This is a genomic window from uncultured Clostridium sp., assembly GCF_934754925.1.
Classification (GTDB): Bacteria; Bacillota; Clostridia; order Clostridiales; family Clostridiaceae; genus Clostridium.
Genome location: NZ_CAKVJA010000018.1, coordinates 41,913 through 53,423, shown reverse-complemented (window position 1 = coordinate 53,423; position 11,511 = coordinate 41,913). Strand labels below are relative to the sequence as shown.

At 28.9% G+C, this 11,511-nt stretch carries 11 protein-coding genes, 1 pseudogene and 1 riboswitch; of the genes and pseudogenes, 8 read left to right on the top strand and 4 right to left on the bottom strand.

Annotated elements, in window-relative coordinates:
* The 3 genes and pseudogenes from Q0G30_RS07845 to Q0G30_RS07835 form a co-directional block, all read left to right on the top strand.
* A pseudogene (locus Q0G30_RS07845) lies at positions 1-632 on the top strand (hypothetical protein); the annotation flags it as partial.
* Positions 633-790: 158 nt separating this feature from the next.
* Entirely contained in the window at positions 791-1,615 is an 825-nt protein-coding gene (locus tag Q0G30_RS07840) for a hypothetical protein (RefSeq protein ID WP_294388647.1), read from the top strand.
* 83 nt (positions 1,616-1,698) lie between these two features.
* Positions 1,699-1,887: a ferredoxin gene (locus tag Q0G30_RS07835; protein WP_294388644.1), complete on the top strand. Its 189-nt coding sequence runs from the start codon at positions 1,699-1,701 to the stop codon at positions 1,885-1,887.
* Between the two features lie 107 nt (positions 1,888-1,994).
* On the opposite strand, the gene thiT is transcribed toward Q0G30_RS07835, so the two are convergent.
* The 4 genes from thiT to Q0G30_RS07815 all read right to left on the bottom strand — a co-directional run bounded on the left by thiT (position 1,995) and on the right by Q0G30_RS07815 (position 4,419).
* Entirely contained in the window at positions 1,995-2,642 is a 648-nt protein-coding gene (gene thiT / locus Q0G30_RS07830) for an energy-coupled thiamine transporter ThiT (RefSeq protein WP_294388643.1), read from the bottom strand.
* Positions 2,643-2,696: 54 nt separating this feature from the next.
* Positions 2,697-2,799: riboswitch (TPP riboswitch) on the bottom strand.
* Between the two features lie 25 nt (positions 2,800-2,824).
* Positions 2,825-3,028, bottom strand: coding sequence for a hypothetical protein (locus tag Q0G30_RS07825; RefSeq protein ID WP_294388641.1), 204 nt, complete (start codon positions 3,026-3,028; stop codon positions 2,825-2,827).
* Between the two features lie 86 nt (positions 3,029-3,114).
* The gene (locus Q0G30_RS07820) at positions 3,115-3,570 is read right to left on the bottom strand and encodes a PadR family transcriptional regulator (protein ID WP_294388637.1); all 456 of its coding nucleotides are present in this window, start codon (positions 3,568-3,570) and stop codon (positions 3,115-3,117) included.
* 3 nt (positions 3,571-3,573) lie between these two features.
* Positions 3,574-4,419, bottom strand: a complete 846-nt coding sequence (locus tag Q0G30_RS07815) for a DegV family protein (protein WP_294388634.1) — start codon at positions 4,417-4,419, stop codon at positions 3,574-3,576.
* 227 nt (positions 4,420-4,646) lie between these two features.
* On the opposite strand from Q0G30_RS07815, the gene nrdD reads away from it, so the two are divergent.
* The 5 genes from nrdD (at position 4,647) to Q0G30_RS07790 (ending at position 11,415) form a co-directional block, all read left to right on the top strand.
* Entirely contained in the window at positions 4,647-6,764 is a 2,118-nt protein-coding gene (gene nrdD, locus Q0G30_RS07810; RefSeq protein WP_294388632.1) for an anaerobic ribonucleoside-triphosphate reductase, read from the top strand.
* 314 nt (positions 6,765-7,078) lie between these two features.
* Positions 7,079-8,251 carry a homocitrate synthase gene (nifV, locus tag Q0G30_RS07805; protein ID WP_294388629.1) on the top strand — a complete coding sequence of 391 codons (1,173 nt, stop codon included), beginning with the start codon at positions 7,079-7,081 and terminating at the stop codon, positions 8,249-8,251.
* A 2-nt stretch (positions 8,252-8,253) separates the two neighbouring features.
* Entirely contained in the window at positions 8,254-10,539 is a 2,286-nt protein-coding gene (locus tag Q0G30_RS07800; protein ID WP_294388626.1) for a hydratase, read from the top strand.
* A gap of 30 nt (positions 10,540-10,569) precedes the next feature.
* On the top strand, positions 10,570-11,079 hold the full coding sequence (gene nrdG, locus Q0G30_RS07795; protein WP_294388624.1) for an anaerobic ribonucleoside-triphosphate reductase activating protein: 510 nt from the start codon (positions 10,570-10,572) through the stop codon (positions 11,077-11,079).
* A gap of 126 nt (positions 11,080-11,205) precedes the next feature.
* Positions 11,206-11,415, top strand: coding sequence for an alpha/beta-type small acid-soluble spore protein (locus Q0G30_RS07790; RefSeq protein ID WP_291677071.1), 210 nt, complete (start codon positions 11,206-11,208; stop codon positions 11,413-11,415).
* The last annotated feature ends 96 nt before the right edge of the window (positions 11,416-11,511 follow it).

Genomic DNA, 11,511 nt, shown 5'->3' with positions numbered 1-11,511 from the left:
CGCAAGTTATTGATGAGCCAATTATAGAAAATACTAAAAGAGATGATGAAGATTCTAAAAAAGTAATTGAAGTAGAATCAGAATCAGAGCAAGAAGTTGAAAACCTTAAAGAAGCTAAAGAAAGGTATTTCCAAAGAGAAAATTTACGAGGTAAATTTGAAGATTACGAAGATGAAATAGAAGCTAATAAGGAATTTGATCCTGTTAGTAATAAGATAAGAGGTAGTATAGGAGAATATTTTGAATCAATCGTAGAGGGATTCGATAGGGATTATGATAGTATAAATGAGTTAAAATATACTAAGTGGTACAAAATACCTGTACATGATTTACATGAAATGTGCAATATGTCTAACTATAATAAGTATACATTAGCTTATTATCCAATGTTAAATTACTATCCTTATATAAAGAAATATGGATATTTTATGCTTGGCTATAAATGCGATTCGCAAGGAAATCTAAAACATATAATTTATGCAATTCCAGGAAAAAAGGATAAGGATGAACAACCTTATGATGGAAGAACTGGCTTTGTTACATGGGTTAACTTAAATGGCAAGGATAAGGATGGTTGTTGGTTAATGTTTTACGATTTTAAAAATTCTACAGTTGTTGTTCCAATGAAATAGTAGAATTTTAGGTGAAAAACATATGTTGAACTAAAGGAAAATATAAGATAATATGTAAAGTAAATTGCTAATATTGGAATAAAGTATTATAATTATCTTTATTAGGAGAAGCATAAGCTTCTCCTATTATTTTAGTATAAAAGTAAAAGGAGAAACGGATGTTAAGAATATTAAAAAGACATATCTTACTAGGGCTTTTAATAATAGGTATATTGAATTTCTCTGGATGTGCAGCACTTGAAAGTATAGAGAAAAAGTTAGGGTTAAGAAATGATTATTTTGATTATTTAAACTCAAATGAAGTAGAACAAATAAGTATACAGAGTACTAGAGATACAGGATTTAAATTTATAGTAACTGATGAAAGTGCTATAAAAGAAATGTCTAGCTTTTTATCTAAGGCTAAAATAAGTGAAAATAAGTCAACCTTAGAGCCAGACTATAAGTTTGAATTTGATTTAGGTGATGAAGTAAAAGAATTTTATTATGTTGTAGGAACTGATGAAGGAAATTTTTATAATGATGAAAATACATTTTCTGTTTCAAAAAGATTAGATGAAGCCATTATAAAAAATCTTTCATTTATAAGAAAACCTAGAGACTTCGATTATATATATTATCAATCTATTTTAGATGTATTACAAGTCGTTGATAAAAATAATGATATTAATGATTATAAAGTTGGTATTAATATAAAGGGAGATATGGATTGTTTAAAATATATATTTTCCACTGATTTAAATACATTTATGCAAAAGGCAAATCAAATTATACCTAATGTAGAATTGGTAGATAATAATGAAGGAGATTTTGATATTGTATTTACAGTTAAGAATAGAGGGTATGATAGTACTAATTTTAAGACTCTAATTACTGTAGCTAATAAGAAAGAAAATACAGAGATAAAATATTATGTTGTAGCAACTAATGAATTTAAAGAGTGGGATATACAAGTATTAGAAAGTAAACCTGACAATTGGTAGAAATAAAAAAATTATTTTAACTTACATAACAGATTAGGCTTTTGGAAATAATAATATTAAAATTTGTTAAAGGGGTTGAAATTATGAATGCATTTGTAGATAAGGATACTTGTATTGGATGTGGATTATGTCCATCAATATGTCCATCAGTTTTTGAGATGGATGACGATGGTAAAGCAGTAGCTAGAACTAATCCTGTACCAGCTGAAAATGAAGATGATGCAAGAGATGCTGAATCAAGTTGTCCAGTAAATGCAATAAGCCTAGATTAAAAATATACCATATAGCTTTAAGCTATATGGTATATTTTTAATGAAATAACTCTTCATAAATTATCAATTGAAGTTTTGATATCTAAATTAAAGATTTAGAAAATCATTTATGTTAATGATATATTTGATTTTAATATTTTAATTAATTGTTCCACAGGTAAAAATGCTAATAATACTAAACAAATTAGAAGTTCACCACCTACAGCAAGTCCATTTACAGCTAGAGAGTAAATTATAGGAGACATTCCTGATGGGGCATAAGAACCAAAAAATATTACTCCAGAAATAAAGTGACAAACAAATCGTAGGAGCATTCCTAATGTAGCGCCCCAATATTTATTTCTAAAGAGTCCTGCAACTCCAACTGCCATAAATGGTAAGGGATAATCAAATAGAACTTGAATTGGATTAAGGATATATGGATCAATAATTAATTTAAATACTCCAAATAAAAAACCAGTAAATAAGCCTATTGCTGGACCATAAACAAAAGAAATTAACATTATGGGAATCATACTTCCTAAAGAAATACTTCCACCACCATTTGGGAGAGTGTAAATTTTTATCATATCCAAAATGAAAGCAAGAGCAATAGCTAGTCCTATTCTAGTCACCAATTTTGAATTAAACTTTAATGATTTAAACTTTATAAGAGCAATTAATAAAATTGCACAACCTATTAAAGTAATTAGTGTAAGTGGATTACTGAAAAGTGTTTTGAAATTTTCTTGTAATATTGCTAGAAAATTTGACATAAAAAAATACCTCCTTATTTTGCGTAAGAGGGTACCGTGGAATGAGAATATAAAAAAACTCTATTATGGCTTTCCTACGCTGGAATTATCCAGATCAGGTTATAAAAGGGTTGATGAAAATTCATCTCTCAGCCTTAGGGCACCCCTAGCAACTTAAATATAATTTAATTTTAGGTAGAAATTTACAAAAAGTCAACAGTTTTATTTACCAACTGACAAGGTTTATAATTTGTATTGCAAGAATTACTATATAAATTAGATAAACTTATGTTACTACCTATTGGCATAAGTGTTTCAAAAGAAGTTAAAGGCATTGTTATAATAGAATCATCTTCTAATAAAATAAAAGCATCATTGCCAGTATAATCTAATATCATTCCTTTCATATTTAACACCGTCCTAAATAAGTTTATATTAGTTTATACATAAATAATAATAAAAATACATCTAAGAAAAATTCTTAGATGTATTTTTATAAATAAAGATCCTTATAAACAATTTGAAAGACCCTTAATGATTCTTCTATTTTATGTTTAAGTAATTTTTTTCTATTAGCAAATTCTATTTCACCTAATGGGGTTAAAGAATAAAATTTTTGAAATTTCTTTTTAGGATCATCCCATTTACCAATAACTAATCCTTCTTTTTCTAACTTTTTTAATAGTGGATATATTCCCCCAGTGCTAGGAGTCCATAATCCGTTAGTTCTTTCAGAAACCTTAGTAGAAATTTCATTACCGTTTGTGGGGCCAGATTTTAGTATATGAAGAACATATATAGGAAGTAATCCTTTAGTGAATACTTGACCAACAGCTTCTTTTTCTTTTTGAACCTTTTTTAGTTCTGCAAGTTTAGCCTTATATTCATCATATAATCGTTTCTCTTCAGCTTTTAAATCTTCAAGATTATTAAAGTCAAAATCACTCATAGATTATTTAACCATCTTTACAGAAAATCCCATCAACCCTGGACCACCATGAATGCCAAGAGAAGGACTTATTTCTGCAATTTTTATAGAGACTACATTTGTTAAATCTTTAAGTGAATTCATATATTTAATAGCTTCATCCTCACAACCTGCGTGTAAAACGGCAACTTCACATTTACCTTTGGCTAAGTATCCTTTTAATAATTCAGTCATTTTTGATAAAGATTGTTTTCTTCCTCTTACTTTTACAACATTATAAAAAACCCCATCTTCATCTGTAGTTATTATAGGCTTAAGATTTAGTAATTCACCAACAGTTCCAGCAAGTCTACCAATTCTTCCACCCTTTTTTAAATATTCTAATGTATTAATAGTAAAGTAACCAATAATTCTCTTTCTTATTTCAGGTATTTCTTTAACTATTTCTTCAAAAGATGTACCTTCTTTTATAAGTTTAGCAACTTCTAAAACTATTTCTCCTTGAGGGTATGCTAAGATTTTTGAGTCGTAAACAAAAGAAGTAAGCTTCGGATGATCTTCTAAAGCTAATCTTATTGCATTGAAGCTTCCAGAAAGACCACTAGAAATTGAAATATAAATTACATGAGTATAGCCTTCTTCTTCTAATCTATTTAAAGTTTCTTCAGTATCTTGAGCACTTGGTAAGGAAGTTTTAGGAACTTCTTTTTCTAAGTTATCATATACTTCTTGAGGTGAAATATCTATTCTATCTCTATAATCACCGTTAGAATAAATTATTCTAAGTGGTAATAGATTTATGTTATTTTCTTTTAATGTATTTAAATCAAGATCACATGCGCTATCTGTTATTAAAGCAATTTTTTGCATAAAAAATCCTCCGAAAATTTAATTTTATAAATTTAGTATATCATAGCAGATAATATTATCAATAGTGATAATGAAAAATAATTATCACTATTGATAAGCACTTTTTTTATATAAAATTTGTTTAAAAGTAGAGGAGAATAAAAGTTATACTAGAATTATATACTATATATTGTGTGTTAAGAATAAAATATACAATATATAGTGTAAATTCGTAGGAGGCGGTTATTTTGATATATGTAGTAAAACGGGATGGGAGAGAGGTTAAATTTGATAGTAATAAAATTGTTAATGCAATAAAAAAGGCAAGTGATGAAATTGGAGAGCAATTAGGAGAACAGCAAATATTAGAATGTATACAAAGGGTTATTGAATATATTCAATTGGCACAAAAAGAAAAAGTATCAGTAGAAGAAGTACAAAATTTAGTTGAAAAAGCCTTAGTTGATAGTAATCATAAAAATATTCAAAGAGCATATTCCTCTTATAGAAGAGAAAGAACTAGAATTAGAGAAATTAAATCAGACTTAATGAAAGCTATTGAAAAAATAGGAATAGAAACTGATAGAGACAATGCTAATGTTGGAAATAATTTTAGTTCTAAGTTGCTAAGAATAGCTTCAGAATCCAATAAGTGGCATAATCTTTATAATATGCCTAAATATCTAGCAAAAGCACATGAAGTAGGTGAACTCTATTTTCATGACCTTGATTCTTATAATTTAACTACAAACTGCCTTCATATACCTACAGGGGAAATATTAAAAAGAGGTTTTAACACTGGATATGGAACAATAAAGCCACCTAAACGTATAGAGACAGCTGCAGAATTATCTTGTATATTATTACAATCTACTCAAAATGATATGTTTGGAGGACAATCTCATCCGGATTTTGATAACGATATGGCTGAATTTATTGAACCAACAAGAAAGGAAATAAGAAAAGAATTAATTTCATATGGAATTGAAGGAGAAAAGCTAGAAAAATTAGTAGAAGAAAAGTTAAGATTACGAATACATCAAGCTATGCAAGGAATTGTATATAATTTAAATACTATGCATTCTCGAGCAGGATCACAAGTACCTTTTTCTTCTATAAATTTAGGTATACCAAATTCTAAGGATGCAGCTTTAGTATGTGAGATATTTTTAAAAGAATATGAAAAGGGGTTAGGAAAGGGTGAACAACCAATATTCCCCAATATAATTTTCAGGGTAAAGAAGGGAGTAAATAGGGAAATAGAAGACCCTTATTATTATTTATATAAATTAGCTTGTGAAGTAACATCGAAAAGAATGAATCCTACATTTATGAATATAGATGCAGATTTTAATAAGGAATATTATGATCAAGGATATTTACCAGCAACAATGGGATGTAGAACGTATTTAATGAAAAATATTAATGGAGAGCCAGGATGTAAGGGAAGAGGAAATATAGCACCAATAACTATTAATTTACCTCGTATAGGAATAGAAGCAAATAAAGATATAGATAAATTTTTTCAAATATTAGAAGAGAGATTAATATTATCAAAAGAAGCATTACTTCATAGATATAGTGTCCTTAAAAATTTGAGAGTTAAAGACTTGCCTTTTGTAGCAGGACAGGGGCTTATGAAGGGTTCAGAAGGCTTAGAAGCAGAGGATTCAATTGAGCCAATACTTAAACAAGGAACTTGGGGAATTGGATTTATTGGCTTAGCAGAAACATTATATTCTTTATTGGGGTGTCATCATGGAGAATCACAAGAAGCTAGAGAATTAGGATTAAGAATAGTGGGATTCATAAGAGAATACACAGATAGACTAATAGAAGAAACTAAGCTTAACTGGAGTTGCTATGCAACACCGGCGGAAGGATTATCTGGAAAATTTATAAAGAAAGATAAAAAGATATTTGGAATAATAAAAGGAGTAACAGATAAGGAATATTATACAAATAGTTTTCATATTCCTGTAAATTACAACATATCAATAAAAGATAAGATTGATATAGAAGCACCATACCATAAGCTTTGTAATGCAGGACATATTTCGTATATAGAAGTAGATGATTCACCTTCGCCAGAAAATATAATGGATATAATAAATTACGCATATAAACATACTAATATAAGTTATATAGGAGTAAATTTTCATATTAGGTACTGTAAAGATTGTGGTGAAACATTATTGAGTAATGAAAGTAAATGTCCTAAGTGCAATAGTAGAGATATACAGGGAGTTTCAAGAGTAACTGGATATTTAAGTCTTGATGAAAGATTTGGACCAGGAAAATATGAAGAAAGAATTGATAGAAAATCTCATACTGGAAGTTACAAAAATAATTATCAGGTATTATAAATAGTTTTAAAACCTTCATATAAGTTATATTGATATAACTTATATGAAGGTTTACAAAAAATGAAGGAAGTATAAAAATAGTTGCATAATTTAAAGGTATAATTAGTATAATATCAATTATATTTCTAAAAAATGAATTTAAAATTAAAAAACTTGCAATTATTAGAAAAAAGTATTGTTTTTTTATTGAGAAGTTCCTATAAATATGATATAATGGTAAAAAAAGGTATATATAAAATAAAGAGGTATAAACTTACCTCTATTTTTTATAAAACAAATTATGAAATATATACCGAAAATAAGGGGGCAAAAAAATGGCTATTACTAATGTCGATGGGGATAAAAAGATATATATAGTCGATACAACTCTTAGAGATGGGGAGCAAACAGCAGGAGTTGTTTTTGCAAATGAGGAAAAAGTAATTATTGCAGATATGTTAAGTGATCTTGGGGTTGATCAACTAGAGGTAGGAATTCCTACTATGGGTGGAGATGAAAAAGAAGCAATTACTCGAATTGTAAAAAGAAATAATGGCAAAAAGAGCATAATGGCTTGGAATAGAGCTGTTATTAGTGATATTGAACAATCTATAGATTGTGGAGTTGATGCAGTAGCAATTTCAGTATCAGTATCTGATATTCACATTAAACATAAACTTAAGACATCAAGAGAATGGGTACTGGAAAATATGATTAAATCAGTTGAGTTTGCAAAGAAAAATGGTTTATATGTATCAGTAAATGGTGAAGATGCTTCAAGAGCTGACAATGAATTCTTAGTGAAATTTATTAATGAAGCTAAGAAAGCAGGAGCTGATAGATTTAGATATTGTGATACAGTTGGAATAATGGAGCCATTTTCTATAAGAAAAAATATTGAGGAATTATATAAAAAAACAGGCTTTGATATAGAAATGCATACGCATAATGATTTTGGAATGGCTACAGCAAATGCTATTGCAGGAATATTGGGTGGAGCAAATTATGTTGGTTTAACTGTAAATGGACTTGGTGAAAGAGCAGGGAATGCAGCATTGGAAGAAGTATTAATGGCTCTTATATATGTTTATGGTTATAAGGTTGATGTAAATACAAAGATGTTTAGAGAGGTTTCGGAGTATGTTGCGCAAGCATCTGGTAGAGATCTTCCTATTTGGAAAGCTATTGTTGGAGATAATATGTTTGCTCATGAGTCAGGAATACATGCAGATGGAGCAATAAAGAATCCGAAAACTTATGAGGCGTTTGATCCAGATGTTGTTGGATTACAAAGACAAATTGTTATAGGAAAACATTCAGGTAAAGCGGGGATAATAAATAAGTTTAAGGAATATAATATTGAATTAAATGATGAAGAGGCAAAAGGAATACTAGAAATGGTAAGAGCTGCTTCTGTTAGATTAAAGAGAACATTATTTGATAAGGAATTAGTTAAGCTTTATAAAGAGTACAATCGATTAAATAAAGAAAAAGATAAGGAGAATTAAAGATGATAAAGTTATTTTCAAATGGTGTTTATCTTATTAATAATAAGGACATAGTAGAAGATTGCAATGAAATTAATTTAATATTAAAAAATAAACTTGGTAACAATTATATAAGTAAAGAGAATGCTAAAAAAAATACTATTGCTTATAATATTTTAAAAGAACATAATACATCAGAAGATATGGACAAACTAAAAATAAAATTTGATAAATTAGCATCTCATGATATTACTTTTGTGGGAATAATTCAAACAGCAAGAGCATCTGGGTTAGAAAAGTTCCCAGTACCATATGCCTTAACAAACTGTCATAATAGCTTATGTGCAGTTGGAGGAACAATAAATGAAGATGATCATATGTTTGGACTTTCATGTGCAAAAAAGTATGGTGGAATATATGTACCACCACATCAAGCAGTAATTCATCAATTTGCTAGAGAAATGTTATCTGGGTGTGGAAAAATGATATTAGGCTCTGATAGTCATACTCGTTATGGTGCTTTAGGAACTATGGCAATTGGAGAAGGTGGTCCTGAGATAGTTAAACAGTTATTATGCAAAACTTATGATATTAATAGACCAGAGGTAGTAGGTGTGTATTTAACAGGTTCACCTCAAAAGGGAGTTGGACCACAAGACGTTGCCTTAGCTATAATTGGAGCTGTTTTTGAAAATGGATATGTTAATAATAAAGTAATGGAATTTGTAGGTGACGGAGTTGCAAATCTAAGTGCTGATTTTAGAATTGGAATTGATGTTATGACTACTGAAACAACATGTTTATCATCTATATGGAAAACTGATAATAAGATAAAAGAGTTTTATGATATTCATGGAAGAGTAGATGAATATAAGGAATTAAATCCAGGAAGTGTAGCATACTATGATGGGATGATTTATGTTGATTTAGCTGAAATTAAGCCAATGATAGCTATGCCATTCCATCCAAGTAATGTTTATAGTATAGAAGAATTAAATACAAATCTAAATGATATATTAGCAGATGTTGAAAAGAAAGCTGGAATTAGTTTAGATAACAAGGTTAAATTTACATTAAGAGATAAGATTCATAATGGTAAGCTTTATGTTGAGCAAGGTATAATTGCAGGTTGTGCAGGTGGAGGATTTGAAAATATATGTGATGCAGCAGATATTTTAAGAGGTACTTCAATAGGTAGTGACGAGTTTTCATTAAGTGTTTATCCAGCTTCTCAGCCAGTATTTATGGAACTTGTTAAGAATGGTAGGATTGCAGATATTATGGCTACAGGTGCTACTGTGCGTACAGCATTCTGTGGACCTTGCTTTGGAGCAGGAGACGTCCCAGCAAATAATGGATTAAGTATACGTCATTCAACAAGAAACTTCCCTAATAGAGAAGGATCTAAGATAACTAATGGACAAATTGCATCAGTTGCATTAATGGATGCTAGATCTATTGCGGCAACAGCAGCTAATAAGGGATATTTAATAGCTGCTACTGATATAGATGTTAATTTTACAAAACCAAAGTATTATTTTGATAAATCTATATATGAGAATCGTGTTTATGATGGTGTAGGAAAAGCAGATCCATCAGTAGAAATTAAATTTGGTCCTAATATAGTAGATTGGCCTAAAATGTCAGCTTTAACTGATAATTTATTGTTAAAGGTAGTTTCTGTGATTCATGATCCAGTTACTACAACTGATGAACTTATTCCATCAGGTGAAACTTCATCATATCGTTCTAATCCATTAGGTTTAGCTGAATTTACTTTATCACGTAAAGATCCAGCATATGTTGGAAGAGCTAAGGAGATTCAAAAAGCTGAAAAAGCAAGAATAGCAAATGAATCACCAATTGATGCTGTTAATGAATTAGCTCCTGTATTTACTTCAATTAAAGAAGTATTTACTGATGTTAATAATGAAAACACTGGAATAGGAAGTACTATTTATGCTGTTAAACCTGGTGATGGATCAGCACGTGAGCAAGCTGCATCATGTCAAAAAGTATTAGGTGGATGGGCTAATATAGCTAAAGAGTATGCTACAAAAAGATATCGTTCTAATTTAATAAATTGGGGTATGCTTCCGTTTGTTTTTAAGGAAGATATATGTTTTGATAATGGAGACTATTTGTTTATACCTAATATAATAGAGGCAATTAAGGAAAAGAAGACTTTTATAAAGGCATATGTAGTTAATAAATCAATGAAAGAATTCGAGTTAGAATTAGGTGAACTTACAGATGATGAAAGAGAAATTATATTAAAAGGATGCTTAATTAATTATTATAAAGCATAAAATTATAATGCTTTTGGAGGTTTATTAAAAATGAATAAAACTGTGAGGTTAGCAGGAATAGCTTATGAAAGTTTAGTAAATGGACCTGGAATGAGAAGAGTATTTTTTGCACAAGGATGTAAACATAAATGTGAAGGTTGCTTTAATCCAGAAACACATAGTTTTGATGATGGAGAAATTATGGATATGGATAATTTAATAAAAGATGTTTTAGATAATCCTATGTTAAAGGGAGTAACTTTCAGCGGAGGTGATCCAATAGAGCAAGCTCACAGTTTTGCTTATATGGCAAAAGCATTTAAAGATTCCAATTTAAGTATATGGTGCTATACTGGATATACATTTGAGGAACTTCTAGAAGCTATGAAAGTAGATACATCACTAAGAGTTTTTTTAAATAATATAGATGTATTAGTTGATGGGAAATTTGAAATAAATAATAAAAAGGAAGGATTAAAGTATAAGGGATCAAGCAATCAAAGAATAATTGATGTGAAAGAAAGTCTTAAGCAAAATAAAGTAGTAATAATGAACTTATAATAGCGTAAAATCTAGATAATATGGGAATTAAATAGTTTATATGGAATTATTATATAAGTATAGATCTATTGGATTAAGATAAAAATATTATTGTAAAATAAATATTTATCTTAGGAGGAATGAAAGATGTCATCAAACAATAATAATGGTAATAGAAATTTAGTTCCAGAAGCTAAGCAAGGGTTAAACAGATTAAAAAATGAAGTTGCATCTGAAGTTGGATTACAAAATTATGAAAATATAAATAAAGGTGACCTTACTTCAAAACAAAATGGTAGTGTTGGTGGCGAAATGGTTAAGAGAATGGTTGAAAGCTACGAACAAAGTATAAAATAATAAAAATTATATAGTATATAACAAAAAGGAGATTATATTATTAATCTCCTTTTTGTTATTATATATTTTATTAATATTTAGATGTAAAAAAAAGCG

Bases quoted from the DNA above. Each gene is read 5' to 3' on its own strand.
- Q0G30_RS07840 (WP_294388647.1), top strand. From the start codon at position 791: ATGTTAAGAATATTAAAAAGACATATCTTACTAGGGCTTTTAATAATA.
- Q0G30_RS07835 (WP_294388644.1), top strand. From the start codon at position 1,699: ATGAATGCATTTGTAGATAAGGATACTTGTATTGGATGTGGATTATGT.
- thiT (WP_294388643.1), bottom strand. From the start codon at position 2,642: ATGTCAAATTTTCTAGCAATATTACAAGAAAATTTCAAAACACTTTTC.
- Q0G30_RS07825 (WP_294388641.1), bottom strand. From the start codon at position 3,028: ATGAAAGGAATGATATTAGATTATACTGGCAATGATGCTTTTATTTTA.
- Q0G30_RS07820 (WP_294388637.1), bottom strand. From the start codon at position 3,570: ATGAGTGATTTTGACTTTAATAATCTTGAAGATTTAAAAGCTGAAGAG.
- Q0G30_RS07815 (WP_294388634.1), bottom strand. From the start codon at position 4,419: ATGCAAAAAATTGCTTTAATAACAGATAGCGCATGTGATCTTGATTTA.
- nifV (WP_294388629.1), top strand. From the start codon at position 7,079: ATGGCTATTACTAATGTCGATGGGGATAAAAAGATATATATAGTCGAT.
- Q0G30_RS07800 (WP_294388626.1), top strand. From the start codon at position 8,254: ATGATAAAGTTATTTTCAAATGGTGTTTATCTTATTAATAATAAGGAC.
- nrdG (WP_294388624.1), top strand. From the start codon at position 10,570: ATGAATAAAACTGTGAGGTTAGCAGGAATAGCTTATGAAAGTTTAGTA.
- Q0G30_RS07790 (WP_291677071.1), top strand. From the start codon at position 11,206: ATGTCATCAAACAATAATAATGGTAATAGAAATTTAGTTCCAGAAGCT.